Consider the following 17,096-nt stretch of genomic DNA (forward strand, 5'->3'; position numbering starts at 1 on the left):
CCTATCCCAGTCCGCGGATGAGGAAGAACAGGCCTGCCACATGCGCGGCGAGCGGCAAGCACGCGGCCACCGCGATGGTTTCGGCGCGTTCGTACCAGGCAATCGTGGTGGGCTCAGCCGCTGCAATCTTGTGCGACCACAGCGGGGTAGAGGCCATCGCCGCCACAATGATGAACCCAAGCACGCTCATCACCCACAGGCTCCACGGAGCTGGATGAGCAAGCTCTTGCCAACCCCGTCCCACAAGCACCACAGCGGCGGTACCGGCCGCCAGCGCACACGTGGAAAGCGCCCAACTGGAGACCACCCGGGCGTGCCGCACGGAATGCAATACCGTGGCACCGGCTAAGGCCAGGCATAAAAGCTGTGCGAATAATGCGGCTACGGCGTCCGAACGGCTCAACGGCATTCCTGCTACAACCATGAGGCTGGGAATGCCGGCGATGGCTGCGCCGATGCAGATGCCCTCATATGCAAGCCCGGCGCGCTGTGCCCGCGCATCGACGTCGCTTTGTACCGAGTCGGAGACGTTGAGGCTTTGCCCAGCGGTGGGAAGTTGCGGGACCTTGAGCCCGGCTAGGTGAGTAGACAGTGAGGCGGCGTTCGCCAAGACAAAGACCATGGCCAGCAACAAACAGGCAGCACCGGCAGCAGGTACAACCTCGGGGGCTGTGGGACCAGCGAGTCCGGCGGACTGCGCGCCGGGTAGATAGCTGCCGGCCGCGCCAACTGCGAAAAGTATCGCGGCGGAGATGGTCAACATGGCCAGTCGGGTTCCGCCGAGTCGCGCCATATGGCAGGCACATAAAGCAAGAAGTGCGCCGGCGCAGGCGGCCCATATTCCCCACGGCATTTCATCTTGCGCGGGCGCAACAAACAGCCAGCCCGCTGCGCTAGCAGCAAGGATGAAAAGGCTCGTTATAAGCGTCGAACGCGTCCATAGCGCGAGGGCGAATGCGCCAAGGGCACACGCCGCTGCCGCCGCTGCGAGACCCGCGAGCGCCGCGATGATGCAGCTGGCGCCGAGCAAACCACAACTTGCCCACAGCGTGGCAGTGCGCGCGGGTTTAGCATCGGCGGCATCGTGTGCAAGTGCTTCTGCCGCATCGCGCACGATGGGCGCAGGCTTGTCAGTGACTTGCTCGATGAGAAGCAGACTGCCATCGTGCAGTGGCGTGCGCTCCAGAGCCGTGCTGAGCGCAATGGTCTTTCCACCAGCGGTGCTGGCTTGGAGCGGGACGGTGAAAATAGGGGCGTCGGCAAGCAGCAAAAGCTCGCCCAATGCCTCCCCGATACTGACGTTTAAGGGCAAACAAACGTCAGCCTCTTTGCGGAATTCACCGATGTTGAAACGAACCGTAAGCCGCACAGATTGTGTGGGCGCAATGCTTGGCGCATGTTTCATGTGCAAAAATCCTCCCCCGAGAATCCTGAAGGCGCCAAAATCATTGGCTTTTGCCTTCTCCCCCTTGCCTATAGGCACACATTGTGGCTTACTAGTGGCAACGTGTCCACCGCAGTCAGCATTTTGGTGTCTGCGTGTTTAGCCACGAAGGTAGCTGGGGGTGCTGCCTCGTGGTTTAGATAAGCAGGAAAAGCGGGTGGGCGCGGCACAAAAATCGGAGGGATTTTTTGGGGGGAATTATGTCCATTCTTGGGCTTTCGCGCGAGAAAATTGTCGAACCTTTAGACAGCGCACTTCGCGAGCCGGCTCCGCCGCTTCCGCAGGCAGGCATTGATGCAGAGCCAGTTCCGGAGGCCGTACGCCCGCAGCCTGTGCCGCTGATTAGGCTGCTCATGCCGATTGTCATGGTGGCTGCGATGCTGGGCATGGTCGCGCTCATGGTGTTGGGAGCAGGGCCTAGCCGCCGCATTAGCCCGATGAGCTTGATGTTCCCGCTCATGATGCTGGCCTCTGTGTTCATGATGATAAATCCGCAGGGTGGCTCCCAGGATCCGGATGAGACGCGGCGGACTTACTTGCGGCATTTGAAAGCGCTGCGGGAGAAGGTTCTTGAGGTCTCTGCCGCGCAGCGCGCGCATGAGGAACATCGCAACCCGGCGCCGGCTCAGGTCGCGGCGTTGGTGGGAAGCTACCGGATGTGGGAGCGAAATGCCGATGCCCCGGATGCATTGGAGGTGCGGGTGGGAACTGGCCCGATGTCGCTGTGTGTGCCTATCAACGTGCCGGACTCAGGAGCTACGGAAGACCTTGACCCAGTCTGTGCGGTCAGCGTGCGCCATACGGTCAATGCTTTGCGCACCTTGGCGCAGATGCCGGTGGTCATACAGATTCAGGCTTTCAATTACCTGGGGCTTAGCGGGGAAAATGCCGCTGGGGTAGCGCGCGCTATGGTGGCGCATTTGGCAGTGGCGCATGGCCCGGAAACGCTGGGAATTGAGGTTTATCCGCAGGCCGGTGGGCAGTGGGAATGGGTGAAGTGGTTGCCCCATGCACGCGCGCCGAAAAAGGCGCGCTTTCGTATCGTGCTTGTCGACGCCACCGCAATCCCACCGCATGAGGACCTTTGGGCAGAAGAGGAAATAACGGCCTATATCTGTGTAGGAGTGCAACGCTTTACGCCGCTTGGTCAAAGGGCCGAAGAAGACGGCATCTTCTTGGTGGCCGATGAAAAGCTACAGGTAGTAACCGCCGCCGGGGAGGAAGTTCTCGGTGTGCCGGACATGGTTTCGGCACCCGATGCTTTATTGCTTGCCCGAAACTTAGCGCGCTTTCGCAGGCCAGATTCTTATCGCGGGATTAGGACTCGCAAGCACAAAAATGACCTTCTGGATCTGGTCGGGGTGCGTGATGTGGATGAGCTTGCTGCCAGCGGGATGTGGCATGGCCGCGCCGGGGAGCAGCGGCTGAAAGTGCCGATTGGTTTGGACGAGGCTGGGCAGCCGGTCTTTCTCGATTTGAAAGAATCCGCCCAGGGCGGAATGGGCCCACACGGGCTATGTATCGGCGCCACCGGCAGCGGAAAGAGCGAGCTCCTTCGAACACTCGTGACGTCTTTGGCGGCCACACATACACCGGCCGAGTTGAACCTGGTGCTCGTGGATTTCAAGGGTGGCGCCACCTTTTTGGGCTGTGATTCGCTACCGCACACCTCGGCGGTGATTACCAACCTGGAGGATGAATCCACGCTGGTAGAGCGCATGCACGATGCTATCTCCGGCGAGATGAATCGCCGCCAGGAGCTGCTGCGTGCGGCGGGTAACTTCGCCAACGTCGATGCCTTCAATGCTTCGGCGTCTGCGGTTGGACAATTCGGTCCGTTGCCGGCGCTAGTCATCGTGGTCGACGAGTTCTCGGAGTTATTGGGGCAGCATCCTGATTTCGCGGAGCTTTTCGTCGCGGTGGGCAGGTTGGGTAGGTCTTTGCATGTGCACCTGCTTTTGGCATCGCAGCGCCTGGAAGAAGGACGATTGCGCGGGTTGGATTCGCACCTTTCTTATCGCATTGGTTTGAAAACTTTCTCCGCAGCCGAATCCCGTCAGGTACTTGGTGTCACGGATGCTTATCATCTGCCAGCCCAGCCGGGCGCGGGCTATCTCAAGACGGATGCCGATGCCCCAGTGAGCTTCCAAGCCACGTATGTATCGGGGCCGGTTGAACGCCAAATTCCCGTGGCTGCCGATTCCTCCGGGGAAGGCGAGGCAGCTGCGCATGTCGCGCGCGGGCGAGTCAGCTTTTTCAATGGCTGGCCTGAAAATACGGATGCGGATGCAAAGCCTGCACAACCTGATACGCAGACGGTGGTGGACGATACGCAAACGCTTCTCGACGCTGTGGTCTCCGCCGCCGCCAGCGAGGCACAACGCCGTCAGCAGAAAGCACATCGCATCTGGTTGCCGCCGCTGCCTGATGTAGTGGAGCTTTCCAAGGTGGTGGGCAATACCCGCGAGCAATTGGCAGAACAAGCAGGACCGCCGAACCTGGAAGCGGCGCTCGGCATCATCGATAGGCCATATCACCAGCGCCAGGATCGCCTCCTCGTAAACCTCGCAGAAAAAGGCGGCCATCTAGCCATTTGCGGCGGGCCGCAATCGGGTAAATCCATGGCGTTGCGCAGTCTAGTGAGCACCTTGGCGGTGCTGAACCTGCCTACGCAGGTGCGTTTCTACGTCATCGATTTAGGAGGCGGGGACTTGGCTCCGTTGGAGCGTCTCCCGCATGTCGCCGGTGTGGCTGGACGTGCAGAACCCGAAAAGGTCCGCCGCATCGTGGATGAAGTAGCAGGGCATATTCGGTGTCCAAGTGAGACCCATACTTTTCTGGTCATCGACGGCTGGCACCACATTGGTACGGCTGGTGCGGAATACGAGGATTTATCTGAAGCTATTACCGGCATCGTTGCCGATGGTGCCTCAGCCAATATCCATGTGGCGGTAAGCACGAACCGTTGGACCAGCCTGCGGCCAAACGTGCGTGACCTTATTTCTCAACGATTGGAGCTGCGCCTCGGCGAGGCGATGGACTCGCTCATCGACCGAAAAGCCCAACAAAAACTGCCGAGCGCACCGGGTCGGGGCCTTACTGGGGAAGGCGAGAACATGCTCATTGCGGTAACTGCCAATCAGGACATCGCTCACGTCGGGCGCCTGCATGCGGACTCACTTCCAGCCCCGGCTCTGAAGATGCTGCCGGATAGGCTTGATGAGGTACCCGCTCAAGATGCAGAAGCTGGTATCCCATGGGGAATTGGTGGACCGGATCTCGAGCCGCTCTATTGGAACCCAGACACGACTGCGCATGTTGTCTGCGTGGGCTCTCAAGGCTCCGGAAAATCTACCTTCCTGCGCACCCTGGTTCGTGGAATCGAGGCATTCCCGCGTGAGGAAGCCCGCTTGGTTGTTTTGGACCAGCGCCGCGCCCACCTGGGGGAGTTCAACCCTGAGATGGTCGCGGCCTACGCGGCAAACACCGCCGCCTGCCAACAAGTCATCAGCGATACCGTACGCACCCTGGAAGCCCGAATGCCCGGCGCGGAAGTGACCCCGTCCGAGTTGGCGGCCCGCTCGTGGTGGGAGGGGCCGGAGCTCTATCTAGTCATTGAGGACCTTGATCTCATAAGCGAGATCACTTTGGCGCCGCTCCTTGAGCTGCTTCCGCATGCCCGGGACATTGGCCTCCACCTCATCATCAGCCGCAAGTCTGGCGGAATCTCGCGCGCCTTGTTCAGCCAATTCCTCTCTGCAGTACGTGACCTGCAGCCGGCGGTATTCCTTCTCGATTCCGATCGCGAGGAGGGCACCATCTTCGGACTTAAGCCAGCGGTCCAACCAGCTGGCCGGGGCCAATGGTCCGTCCGCGGGGCGCTTATCGGCATTGCCCAATCTCTCTACACCGAACCAAACCAGGAGAATGACTCATGAATTCCATCCTGACCGGCGACAATCCCGCTACTGGTTGGACAGAAACCGAAACTCTCGTCGTTACCATTTTGGATGCTGCCACCATCTTTGAAGGCCCTGAAACCGTCTACCGTTATGATCTGCCAGGCACGGGCATCGTCGAAGGCTGGGCGTTAAACGCCGTCGTGGAACAATGCACGAAAATCTGCGGCCCGCAATGGCCGCAGGTTAACGCCGAGGTGATCGTTGATATTTCCGGTACCGCCGTATCTTTCGAAGCGGCAGAAATTCTGCGTCGCCAGCTCGCTGTAACCGGAGTATCCGTAGCTCCCAGTGAGGAAGAAGACTTTGTGAGGCCTGCTTCGCAACCCAGCCCGCTAGAGAGTGGGCCACTAGAAAATGAAGCGGTAGAAAACGCTGAATTTTCAGCCGGACAACCGGCACAAATGTTGCGAACAAATAACGGCGAAGAATCCGGTGATAACACCAGCCTTAAGCCGGAAAAACTACGCGTTAAAAAGGACGGCATTGCGAGCAAGGCGGCGCTGCCGGGCTGGTTCGATCCCTTCTACGCCTCCATCGCGGCAATCGTGCTCATTGTCGCTGTTCTTTCATGGTGGGCAGTGGGGCGAAGTACCGAGACTGCGCCAGCGGCGGAGGCGGTGCCTTCGGAAGAGGAGGCATCGCCAAGCGCTCCTGCAAAAGAAAGCATCAGCGCTAACACGGAAGATGGGGCACAGCCGGAACTCGCGCCGGGCCAAAAAGAACTCGATGTTGAGGGCATGCACGTGGTCTTGCCCCTTGGATTTCAAACGGAGATCAAGGACGGGGTCGTTACGGCAACTGGTGAAGACCCCAACCTGCGAATTCTGCTTGCAGCCGATCCCCTCTATGCAGTGCCAGCCGACATGCTCTTGAAGGAACTCCATGCCGAAATCGAGGCCGATCCCGCCCTGGGCGAGGCGCACGAAGAAGCAGGTCGGCTTTCTTACAAAGAAGACCCCGGAGACGGTTCCAAGATCGCGTGGATGACGTGGGCTGACAAGGACCACCAGCTCTCCGTGGGTTGTCATACAAGGTACGAGGCCAACGTGGTGCAAAAGGCTGCCTGCCGCATGGCCGTGGAATCGCTGGTGAAAAAGATCTAAAAAGTTTGGCGCTGTGGGAACCGCTTGCGGAAAAGGACAGTCCAATAAAGATGAGAAAGCCGCACTCGGCTTTTTCGGGGGAAATACACACCACTTGAGCCCAAAGGGAGGGGCAAGAAATGACTCAGCTGTTCAAGACTGAAGCCGATGTAATGGTGGCCACCGCTGGCCGCGTGGACACCACCAACGATGAAGTGCAGGGGGAACTGACTCGTCTCCAGGGCGTAGTGGATTCTGTACGAGCTAACTGGGACGGCCGTGCGCAGGTCTCCTTCGACAACCTGATGCAGCGCTACAACACCTCGGCGCAGCAGCTGCGCGAGGCACTGACCTCGATTTCTGACAATATCCGTGACAACGCACGTCACTTCGATGACGTCGAGGCCACCAACGCGCAGGCATTCAGCAACGTCGGCGGCGCGGGCCTCGCGCTTTAAACACACATCATTGGTAAATACTGGAAAAGAAGAAAAGGAAGAAAGCATGTCTGCCATCAAGTACGAATTTGGTGCCATCGCCGGCGCTGCCGCTGATATCAACTCCACCTCCGGCCGCATCAACGGTCTGCTCGGTGACCTGAAATCCACCCTGCAGCCGATGGTTGCTACGTGGGAAGGCGAGTCGGCTGCTGCATATAACGAAGCACAGGCTAAGTGGGATAAGGCAGCGGCGGAGCTCAACACCGTGCTGGCCACCATCTCGAAGACTGTCTCGCAGGGCAACGACGCAATGAGCGACGTCAACCGCCGCGCAGCTGCAAGCTGGGGGTAAAAAGTTTTCACGCGGACAAGCGCGCAGCCGGGCCCAGAATTTCACCGTTAGAGCAGGGTTTTCAGAAGGCGAACGCAACCAGCTGCGTGTTGTAAAAAAGCTCCTTGCACTACTTTTGGCAACAGCCTTTAGTGGGGCAGGGGACTTTTGGCGTTTTAGCGGCGTTTTGGGTTTTAAGCTGCGCCCGAGTAGGGTTATAGCCCTATGTGTTCGCGCTGTTTATAGCGCGCGTTTTCTGCAGGTCCCCACCGGCCGCTGTAGCAAAGCGTTTGGACATTCATAGCGTTGGCCGGCAGTCCTCAGACAGACTTTCAAGGAGTCATTTTGTCTACTTTCCACCCGAAGAGCGGTGACATCACCCGCAAGTGGTACGTCATCGACGCTACCGATGTGGTCCTGGGCAAGCTTGCTTCCACCGTTGCAGACATGCTGCGCGGTAAGCACAAGCCACAGTTCGCACCGAACGTTGATTGCGGCGACCACATCATCATCCTGAACGCGGACAAGATCCACGTTTCCTCCAACAAGCGCGAGCGCGAGATGCGCTACCGTCACTCCGGTTACCCGGGCGGCCTGAAGTCCATGACTCTTGGTCAGTCCCTGGACACCAACCCGGTTCGCGTTATCGAAGAAGCTGTTAAGGGCATGATGCCGCACAACAAGCTTTCCGACGCCTCCATCAAGAAGCTGCACGTCTTCGTTGGTGAGGAGCACCCTTACGCCGGTCAAAAGCCGGAGACCTTCGAGTTTAAGCAGGTGGCACAGTAATGACCGAGCAGAACATCGCAAACGCTGACAACAACGTAGCCGACGCTGCCGACATCGCTGCAGCAACCACTGCGACCGAGGAGTTCACCAACACCATCGGTGATTCCATCGCTACTTCCACCGAGGCAGAGGCTGAGGCCGCTGCTCCGATCCACGAGGGCCCGATCCAGACCGTCGGTCGCCGTAAGCGCGCCGTCGCTCGTGTTCGCCTCGTTGCTGGTTCCGGCGAAATCACCGTTAACGGTCGTTCCTTCGAGAACTACTTCCCGAACAAGCTGCACCAGCAGGACATCCTCCTGCCGCTGACCCTGCTTGAGCGCGAAGGCCAGTTCGACATCAAGGTCACCGTTGCAGGTGGCGGCCCGACCGGCCAGGCAGGCGCTCTGCGTCTGGCTATCGCTCGTGCACTCAACGTCTACAACCCGGCTGACCGCGCTGCCCTCAAGAAGGCTGGCCTGCTCACCCGTGACGCACGTGCCGTCGAGCGTAAGAAGGCTGGTCTGCACAAGGCACGTCGTGCCCCGCAGTACTCCAAGCGTTAATTTTTCGCTTACGTACAGCTCAAGCCGTTGCTTCCCTTTGGGAGGCAGCGGCTTTTGCCGTTTTCGCACTCCGCAAGGCTTACCTCATGCTGTGCGGTGGTGGGGTCAACGTGCATAATTGGATCCATGACTCGACTTTTTGGAACCGACGGTGTTCGCGGTCTTGCGAACTCGAAGCTCACCCCAATCTTGGCTCTGCAGCTGGGACAAGCAGCGGCGGAAGTGCTTACCGCCAACCGTGAGTCCTACGAGCGGCGGCCCTTGGCCATCATCGGCCGCGATCCCCGCGTTTCCGGCGAGATGCTGGATGCTGCCATCGCTGCTGGTCTGGCCTCTCGTGGCGTCGACGTCGTGCGGGTGGGCGTTTTGCCCACCCCAGCTATTGCCTTCCTGACTGATGATTATGGGGCAGACCTGGGCGTGATGATTTCCGCATCCCATAACCCGATGCCGGACAATGGAATTAAGTTCTTCTCCGCGGGCGGCAAGAAGCTGCCTGACGACGTCGAGGATCAGATCCAGGCCGCCATGGAGACGCTGACCGAACATGGTCCAACGGGCACCAAGCTGGGCCGCATCATCTCCGAGGCGCCGGACGGCCGCGAGCGCTACCTGAAGCACCTAGCGGAGGTCGTTACTACCGACCTCAGCGGCATCAAGGTCGTTGTGGATACCGCAAACGGTGCCGCCTCCAAGGTCGCACCGAAGGCGTACGCGGACGCGGGTGCTGAGGTCATTGCCATCCACAACAAGCCGAACGCTTTCAACATCAACGAGGATTGCGGTTCTACTCACATCGACAAGGCCCAGGCGGCCGTCGTCGAGCATGGCGCTGACCTCGGCCTGGCACACGACGGCGACGCTGACCGCTGCCTGGCTGTCGACGCTGAGGGAAACGTCGTCGACGGTGACCAAATCATGGCCCTTCTGGCAGTGGGCATGAAGGAAGACAATGACCTGCGTTTTAACACTCTCGTTGCAACGGTGATGTCCAACCTCGGACTGAAGCTGGCCATGCAGGAGCAGGGCATTGAGGTCAAGGAGACCGCCGTCGGTGACCGCTACGTCTTGGAAGAACTCAACCGCGGCAATTACTCGCTCGGTGGTGAGCAGTCTGGTCACCTGGTGCTGCCTGATGACTGCACTACTGGTGACGGCACGCTAACCGGCTTGTCCATCATGGCTCGCATGGCTAAGTCCGGTAAGTCTCTCAAAGAGCTGGCGTCCGTGATGACCGTGTTGCCGCAGGTGCTTATCAACGTCCCGGTTTCCGATAAGTCCAGCATCATGGCTTCCCCGGAAGTTCAGGACGCAATCGCTGAGGCCGAGTCTGAGCTCGGCAGCACCGGCCGCGTTCTGCTGCGTCCTTCCGGCACGGAGGAGCTTTTCCGCGTGATGGTCGAAGCCGCTGAAGAGGAGCAGGCACGCAAGGTAGCAGGACGCCTTGCAGCTGTCGTTGCAGCTGTATAAGCAGCCCTTGCGCATAATTTAAAAGCCAGTCCGTGCGGTGAATTTGCCGTGGCGGGCTGGCTTTTGCAATTAGTGGGGAACCGAAGGCGGTTGTGGACAGTCCAATAAGGGCAAGAATAAATCTTGGCAGGCCAAGGAGTGCCCACAGTGACTGACGTATTTTTCGACGAGCAAGATGTATCCCAGCGCTTAAACCGCGTGATTGAGGAAAACCAAGCCCAGCGCAGCGCCCACATGGCGGATATTCCGGCTTTTTCCCCGTCCGCGGCAGGCCGCGACTTTGCGGGGCAAGGCGCCCGCATACAGGCGATTTTGGAAAAGCTGCACTCGCGCGGCGTTTGGCGCTTGGATAACATCACCGCCACCGCGGAGGCTGCCCGCGCCCAGATTAAGGAATTTTCTGCCTTGGACGAGGCCAACGCGGCAAGCCTTACCCACGTGGAGCCCTCCTTTGGCGGTGGGGTCCGATGAGCACCACGAAGTCTTTGTTAGGGGATTATTCGCAGGCCGTCTCCCAATTCCAGGCCGCCAGCCAGGGCAGCTATGCCGGCCCCAGCACGCCACTAGATTTGCTGGGCAGCATGATTGGTTCAGTCGACGGCATCAAACCACAGGAACTGGTGCGCGGTACTTCCGCCGCGATGGGCGGGCGCCGGCCTGCCCGCGGTGGCGGTGGGCTGAAAGGCTTCCTCGTGGGAACGGTGCTGAGCATCGCGGGAAATGCCCTGATGGATCATCTCGGTGGAGTACAGAAGGACTTTGAGCAAGAGCGCGACGAGGCCGATGAGCTAACCGGTAAGGCGCAGCAGTGTTCCAATGCCATCGAGGACATCGTCGGCGTTTCGGACACCTCTTTGACGGAGCTGTTTTCCGCGGTGGTGCCGTTGCTCAACATCTTGACGATGATCGCCTCCAAGCACCCACTTGGCCGTTTCATCGTCCCGATTATTTCGTCTATCGGCGCCAACGTCATCGAGCAAACCAATGACATGGTGATGACCACCTGTCGCGACCGGGATTCCGCAATCGAGCAGTGCTACGACAAGTTCGAGGAGTGCTGTTCCAAGGTCTGCGAGCGCGAGCTCCCTAAGACTCCGCCCGAGCCCGCGCGCGGTTGTGAGCCACCGCTTGCCGACGCCCCCTGTCCATCCGCCCCGCCCACCGTCACCGGCCAGCCGCCTGCCGATACCACGCAGCCTGCCCAAACACCGCCGGCCGAAGCATGCGAGGCAACTGCACCACCTACGAAGGCAGCACCTATCTGCACGACTCCCGCTGGCGTACCGCCAGCTCCACCGAATCCTGCACCGAATCCTGCACCGTCTCCCGTGCCGCCTACTGCGCCGCCTACAGTTCCATCTGTAGCGCCACCGGTTGCGACACCGCCGCCGCAGTCGCCGGTTTGCCCGCCTCCTGCAGCTCCTGTTGAGCAGCCTTGTACGCAGCCAGCGCAGGCGCCTGTGGAGCCCGAGCCAATCCAACCTGCACAGGCGCCGTGTCCGGAGGAACAGCCGCGGCAGGTTACAGTCCAGCAGGACACCGAAGTACAGCAAGACGCCGAAACTAAGCAGGAGACAGCTGAGTGCGAGCAAGAGATAGTCGAGTGTGAGCAGGAAACCACACAGGTATCCGAGCAATGCGCACCGGAGCAGTCGTGCTGTGGTTGCCTCGGCGCATTGGGCGTCGGCATTGCCATCATCGGCGTGGGATTGCTGGCTGCCGCTGCAGCTGAGTGCCTTGAGAATATGCCGATTCCTGAAGAACCATGCCCGGAACCGCCGCCAGCGCCTGAACCGCCGGCACCTGAACCGCCAGCGCCGGAACCATGTCCGCCGCCAGCGCCAGAACCACCGGCGCCTGAGCCGCCGCAGGATGGCGTCATTCCACCTCCGCCAGAGCTTGCGGAAGTAGAAGAGCCTACACCGCCGCCGGAGAAGGTTGCGCACATGCAGGCAGCGGGCGCACCAGCGCCGCCGCCACCGTCAGAGCCGGCTCCAGCACCTGAGTCAGGTCCGGCGCCTGAGGCTACGCAAGCACCAGCACCACCGGCGCCGGATCCAGCACCAGCACCAGAAGATAAAACAGTTCACGCACGGAAGGCAGGGCAGTGGTAATGGCAGCAGTAAATGATGAATTCGCGGAATTTGCGCGTGGCTTTAGGGAGCGGACTGCCGCCCGCCTCCTCGAATTCGAAAAGGCAATGGCTCAAGCCCAAGACCAACTCGAAAAGTCCGCTGAAAAAGCAACGGCGAGGGCGAAGATGAACACGCGGCAGGCGGCGTCGGCAAGCGAGTCGCGCCAGCACTCCGCCTTCCTAACCCACGGCAAGCGCCGCGGAAGCGGGCAAATCAAATCTGTGCTGCGGCGCAACCAATAGCGGTAAATAAAAAGCCAGCCCGCGTTGTGCGGACTGGCTAGGCGGTGCAGTGACTGCGAATATTAGCGGTGAATACCGGCCTTCTTGCGCAGTTCTTCACCAAAAATACTCTTCACGCCCTTAGCGCTTGCATCAGCTTCGGCGAAATCGTCGTACTTGGACTCACCCGCAAGCGTCGACAGCAGGAAGCCGGTGACCAAAGCGCGTGCGGTTTCAGTCGGGCCTGACTGGAACGCACCGGAACCGACGGCCAGTTTGAAGAGGCGATCCTCAGTGAAACCAGCCTGGGTGCCCTTGGCCAGCTCGCGGTAAGCCACCTCGCCGCCCCAGTTGTCAGCCAGCTGCGCAGGGTTGCCGGCGCGGAAAAGATCCTCGCGCTCGGAACCGATAATCAGGCCCGGAGCCGTGATGGACTTAGCCGCTGCATAAGACGAAGGCGCAGTATCTGCCGGGTACAGCGCCGCTACGGCGCGAACCTTTGGGTTATCAACCGCTGCCAGCGCGGCGACGCCGCCGCCCATGCCGTGGCCGACGATGCCGAGCTTGGAAGGCGATACCGCGATGTTGCCCGTGCCCAGCTTGACGCCAGCTGCAATTTGCAGTGCAGATTCGACGTCCGCAGCGAAATTGCGGTGGCTCGGGTTAATACCCGTCTCCGTATCAGGGGCAACCACCACGATGCCCCAGCTAGCCAAATGGCGCAGGGTAGCGTGGTAATTCTTAACCTTCTTCGTCCAATCGTGGGCGAAGGCCACAGCTGGCAGGCCCTTGCCCTCAGCTGGGGTATAAACCTTGCTGTTGATGCCGGCATAAGAAAGATCGCCGACGAGGACGCGGTGGGGGCCGCGCTTGGACAGAGTTCCTAGATGCTTCTTTAGATTCGCAGACACGTATTCCAGAATAGAGGAAGAAAGCACGGTGGCGGGGGATAAGCCATATTGATGGCTCAGAATGAGGGTTTTCTTTCGCGGTTGGCGGCGAAAGAAAAGCTTTAACTTTGCAGTGAAGAGGTTCCAATTCCTATGAGGTAGGATCGAGGCTTATGTGTGGAATTGTTGGATACGTAGGTCACGCATCCAGTGGCCGTGAATACTATGCCCTGGACGTTGTGCTGGAAGGCCTTCGCCGTCTTGAGTACCGAGGCTATGACTCTGCCGGCGTCGCAATGTACGTCGATGGCGAAATTAACTGGCGCAAAAAGGCCGGCAAGGTTGCTGCCCTCGAAGCAGAGATCGCTTCCCGCCCTTTGCAGGACTCTGTCCTGGGCATCGGACATACCCGTTGGGCAACTCACGGCGGCCCAACCGATCTGAACGCCCACCCGCATGTAGTTGACGGCGGCAAGCTGGCAGTTGTTCACAACGGCATCATCGAGAACTTTGCTGAGCTGAAGACCGAGCTGACCTCCAAGGGCTATAACTTCGTTTCCGAGACCGACACCGAAGTTGCTGCCACCCTGCTGGGCGATATTTTCCACAATGAAGCTGCGGGTGACCTCACCAAGGCGATGCAGCTGACCGGCAAGCGCCTGGAAGGTGCTTTTACCCTTCTGGCAATCCACTCCGAGCAGGCTGACCGCATTGTTGCCGCCCGCCGCGATTCCCCGCTGGTCATTGGCCTGGGTGAGGGCGAGAACTTCTTGGGCTCCGACGTCTCCGGCTTCATCGACTACACCAAGTCCGCCGTCGAGATGGAAAATGACCAGGTCGTTACCATCACTGCTGACGAAGTTTCCATCACCGACTACGAAGGCAACGCTGCACAGGGCAAGCCATTCGAAATCATGTGGGACGCAGCTGCCGCAGAAAAGGGCGGCTTCAACTCCTTCATGGAAAAGGAAATCCACGACCAACCAGCTGCTGTACGTGACACCCTGCTCGGCCGCTTTGACGGCCAAGGCAAGCTGACCCTGGACGAGGTTCACATCGATGAGACGGTTTTGAAGTCCATCGATAAGATCATCGTCATCGCCTGCGGTACCGCTGCTTATGCAGGTCACGTTGCGCGTTACGCAATCGAGCACTGGTGCCGTATCCCAACCGAGGTCGAGCTGGCGCACGAGTTCCGCTACCGCGATCCGATCGTCAACGAGAAGACCTTGGTCGTCGCTTTGTCCCAGTCCGGCGAGACCATGGATACCTTGATGGCGGTGCGCCACGCCCGTCAGCAGGGTGCCAAGGTGATCGCTATCTGCAACACCCAGGGCTCTTCCATCCCTCGCGAGGCCGACGCTGCGCTGTACACCCACGCCGGCCCGGAGATCGCCGTTGCTTCCACCAAGGCCTTCTTGGCGCAGATCACCGCGACCTACCTCCTCGGCCTGTACCTGGCGCAGCTGCGCGGCAACATGTTCGCCGACGAAGTAAACGCGGTTCTGCAGGAGCTGCGCGATATGCCGGAGAAGGTCCAAGCAGTCATCGACAACGAGAAGCAGGTCACCGATCTTGCTAACTCCATGCAAAACGCCGAGTCCGTTCTCTTCTTGGGCCGCCACGTTGGCTTCCCAGTTGCGCTTGAGGGCGCGCTGAAGCTGAAGGAGATCGCATATCTGCACGCCGAGGGCTTCGCTGCCGGCGAGCTCAAGCACGGCCCAATCGCGCTCATTGAGGAGGGCCAGCCGGTCTTCGTCATCGTTCCTTCCCCGCGTGGCCGCGATTCCCTGCACTCCAAGGTCGTATCCAACATCCAGGAAATCCGTGCCCGTGGCGCAATCACCATCGTTATTGCTGAAGAAGGCGACGATGCTGTGGAGGCATATGCTAACCACGTCATCCGCATTCCACAGTCCCCGACGCTGATGCAGCCGCTGTTGGCCACGGTTCCGCTGCAGATCTTCGCCTGTGGCGTTGCCACCGCAAAGGGCTACGACGTCGACCAGCCGCGTAACTTGGCTAAGTCCGTCACCGTCGAGTAAAAGCTCGCTTTAAATCCGGAAGTACCCCTCGCCTTATGGTGGGTGCTTCCGGATTTTGCGTTTTAACCGCACGAGAAATCCGCGCCGCGTGCTGCTGCGTTAGTCCTGCGCACCAGTGCAGTGGCACAATAGACCCATGCTTCGTACCAGAATCGACCTTGACGCCATCGCCCACAATGTTTCTTTGTTAAAGAAAAAGGTGGCTCCCGCGCAGCTCATGTGCGTGGTGAAGGCGGATGCCTATGGCCACGGCGTTAAAGAAGTCGCGCCAGTGATGGCGCGTGCGGGTGCGGATGCTTTCGGTGTGGCGACTTTCAAAGAGGCCATTGAGCTGCGGCGCAGCGGAATCGATCAGCCGATTGCGGCGTGGATTTGGGACTCCACGCAGGAAATCGCGGAGGCTTTGGCATGCCGCATCCACATTGCAGTGCCCTCCTTGGTACACGCGCGCCGCTTGGTGGAATCGGAGATTCCGGCGCAGGTTTATATCAAGGTTGAAACCGGTCTGCATCGCTCCGGCGTGGAGGAAGCGAACTGGGATGCTACTTTCGCATTGCTTCGCGACGCCCCGCAGGTCGAGGTTCTAGGCCTCATGTCGCATTTTGCGTGCGCGGATGAGCCAGATAATCCCTTCAACGACGAGCAGGAAGCTAACTTTCGCCGCGCGCTGGAGCTGGCCCGGGCTGCAGGCCTGGAATGCCCAGTAAATCACTTGGCCAATTCCCCGGCTGTTTTGGACCGACCTTCCTCCCATTTCGAGATGGTCCGTCCGGGCTTGGCTTGTTATGGCCTGGAGCCGATCCCCGGCCTCGAGCACGGCTTGAAGCCGGCGATGACTTGGGCGGCGAGCGTCGTCAACGTCAAGCCGATTCAGCCAGGCGAGGGCACCTGCTACAACCTCACGTGGAAGGCCGAGAAGCCGGGATTTTTGGCCACGATTCCGTGCGGATACGCCGACGGTTTGCCGCGCAACTTTCAGGGCAGGCTTAAGGTCGGCATCGGCGGCAAGCTTTACCCACAGGTGGGCCGCGTGTGCATGGACCAGATTGTCGTGGACTTGGGTGAGAACGAGTACGGCGTCGAGCAAGGCGACGAAGCCATTATCTTCGGCGAAGGCGGCCTGAGCGCGACGGATCTGGCGGAGGCCACCGGAACCATCAATTACGAAATCATCTGCCGTCCCACTGGCCGCACTGCCCGCCACTTTGAGGGAGGAATCGGGCATGCGTAGCCAGTTTCCGCAGCAGGGCCAAAAGCAGGTAGCTACTGCCGAAGCCGCCCGCGAGCTGGGAAAGGAACTGGGGGCGGCGCTTGAGGCTGGCGACCTCGTCATCCTCGACGGCCCGCTAGGCGCAGGCAAGACCACCTTCACCCAAGGCATTGCCGAAGGCATGCAGGTCAAAGGCCGCGTCACCTCGCCGACTTTCGTCATCGCCCGCGAGCATCGCTCGACCGTCGGCGGCCCGTCGCTCGTCCACGTCGATGCTTACCGCCTGCTGGACCACTCCGACGATCCCCTAGGCGAGCTCGACGCGCTGGATTTGGACACCGAGCTTGACGACGCCGTCGTCGTCGCCGAGTGGGGCGGCGGCTTCATGGACCAGCTCGCGGAGGCCTTTTTGCTGATCAACATCAACCGTGAGGCCGCAGACGATACTCGCGTGTTTACCTGGAACTGGGTAGGTTAACTGCCTTCTTGTAGGATAAGCGGGGTCAACTAACCCCCCATATGACGTGCAAGGAGC

The 17,096-nt window shown here is 60.0% G+C and carries 15 protein-coding genes; 13 read left to right on the forward strand and 2 right to left on the reverse strand.

The features are described 5' to 3' along the window. Position 1: 1 nt before the first annotated feature. Positions 2–1,405 (reverse strand): type VII secretion integral membrane protein EccD, encoded by a 1,404-nt coding sequence (gene eccD / locus HMPREF3158_RS06780; protein WP_070497829.1) that lies wholly within the window; start codon positions 1,403–1,405, stop codon positions 2–4. A 239-nt stretch (positions 1,406–1,644) separates the two neighbouring features. Between eccD and eccCa the strand changes: the two genes are divergently transcribed. From eccCa to HMPREF3158_RS06830, 10 genes are all read left to right on the forward strand, one after another. Next, positions 1,645–5,382, forward strand: a complete 3,738-nt coding sequence (gene eccCa / locus HMPREF3158_RS06785) for a type VII secretion protein EccCa (RefSeq protein ID WP_083291051.1) — start codon at positions 1,645–1,647, stop codon at positions 5,380–5,382. Next, on the forward strand, positions 5,379–6,509 hold the full coding sequence (locus tag HMPREF3158_RS06790) for a type VII secretion-associated protein (protein WP_062035846.1): 1,131 nt from the start codon (positions 5,379–5,381) through the stop codon (positions 6,507–6,509). The genes eccCa and HMPREF3158_RS06790 overlap by 4 nt, the downstream gene beginning before the upstream one ends. A gap of 119 nt (positions 6,510–6,628) precedes the next feature. Then, positions 6,629–6,946: a WXG100 family type VII secretion target gene (locus HMPREF3158_RS06795; RefSeq protein WP_061920581.1), complete on the forward strand. Its 318-nt coding sequence runs from the start codon at positions 6,629–6,631 to the stop codon at positions 6,944–6,946. A 46-nt stretch (positions 6,947–6,992) separates the two neighbouring features. Next, positions 6,993–7,280: a WXG100 family type VII secretion target gene (locus HMPREF3158_RS06800; protein ID WP_061920583.1), complete on the forward strand. Its 288-nt coding sequence runs from the start codon at positions 6,993–6,995 to the stop codon at positions 7,278–7,280. A gap of 324 nt (positions 7,281–7,604) precedes the next feature. After that, on the forward strand, positions 7,605–8,048 hold the full coding sequence (gene rplM / locus HMPREF3158_RS06805; protein ID WP_034656527.1) for a 50S ribosomal protein L13: 444 nt from the start codon (positions 7,605–7,607) through the stop codon (positions 8,046–8,048). Beyond that, the gene (rpsI, locus tag HMPREF3158_RS06810; protein WP_061920585.1) at positions 8,048–8,590 is read left to right on the forward strand and encodes a 30S ribosomal protein S9; all 543 of its coding nucleotides are present in this window, start codon (positions 8,048–8,050) and stop codon (positions 8,588–8,590) included. The genes rplM and rpsI overlap by 1 nt, the downstream gene beginning before the upstream one ends. Positions 8,591–8,716: 126 nt before the next feature. After that, complete coding sequence (gene glmM / locus HMPREF3158_RS06815; RefSeq protein ID WP_070497804.1) at positions 8,717–10,060, forward strand: phosphoglucosamine mutase; 1,344 nt, start codon at positions 8,717–8,719, stop codon at positions 10,058–10,060. A gap of 147 nt (positions 10,061–10,207) precedes the next feature. After that, positions 10,208–10,531: a hypothetical protein gene (locus tag HMPREF3158_RS06820; protein ID WP_070497806.1), complete on the forward strand. Its 324-nt coding sequence runs from the start codon at positions 10,208–10,210 to the stop codon at positions 10,529–10,531. Next, complete coding sequence (locus HMPREF3158_RS06825; protein ID WP_070497808.1) at positions 10,528–12,174, forward strand: hypothetical protein; 1,647 nt, start codon at positions 10,528–10,530, stop codon at positions 12,172–12,174. The genes HMPREF3158_RS06820 and HMPREF3158_RS06825 overlap by 4 nt, the downstream gene beginning before the upstream one ends. Then, entirely contained in the window at positions 12,174–12,437 is a 264-nt protein-coding gene (locus HMPREF3158_RS06830; protein WP_062035835.1) for a hypothetical protein, read from the forward strand. Before HMPREF3158_RS06825 ends, HMPREF3158_RS06830 begins: the two co-directional genes overlap by 1 nt. Positions 12,438–12,499: 62 nt before the next feature. Here HMPREF3158_RS06830 and HMPREF3158_RS06835 read toward each other — a convergent pair whose 3' ends face one another. Continuing rightward, entirely contained in the window at positions 12,500–13,327 is an 828-nt protein-coding gene (locus HMPREF3158_RS06835) for a dienelactone hydrolase family protein (RefSeq protein ID WP_062039160.1), read from the reverse strand. 152 nt (positions 13,328–13,479) lie between these two features. Here HMPREF3158_RS06835 and glmS point away from each other — a divergent pair, with 152 nt between their 5' ends. The 3 genes from glmS (at position 13,480) to tsaE (ending at position 17,039) form a co-directional block, all read left to right on the forward strand. Then, positions 13,480–15,351, forward strand: coding sequence for a glutamine--fructose-6-phosphate transaminase (isomerizing) (glmS, locus tag HMPREF3158_RS06840; protein ID WP_070497810.1), 1,872 nt, complete (start codon positions 13,480–13,482; stop codon positions 15,349–15,351). A gap of 136 nt (positions 15,352–15,487) precedes the next feature. Next, positions 15,488–16,582, forward strand: a complete 1,095-nt coding sequence (gene alr, locus HMPREF3158_RS06845) for an alanine racemase (protein ID WP_070456042.1) — start codon at positions 15,488–15,490, stop codon at positions 16,580–16,582. Continuing rightward, positions 16,575–17,039: a tRNA (adenosine(37)-N6)-threonylcarbamoyltransferase complex ATPase subunit type 1 TsaE gene (tsaE, locus tag HMPREF3158_RS06850; RefSeq protein WP_061920598.1), complete on the forward strand. Its 465-nt coding sequence runs from the start codon at positions 16,575–16,577 to the stop codon at positions 17,037–17,039. The genes alr and tsaE overlap by 8 nt, the downstream gene beginning before the upstream one ends. Positions 17,040–17,096 lie beyond the last annotated feature (57 nt).

It is taken from the genome of Corynebacterium sp. HMSC06G04, from assembly GCF_001807365.1.
Lineage (GTDB): Bacteria > Actinomycetota > Actinomycetes > Mycobacteriales > Mycobacteriaceae > Corynebacterium > Corynebacterium simulans.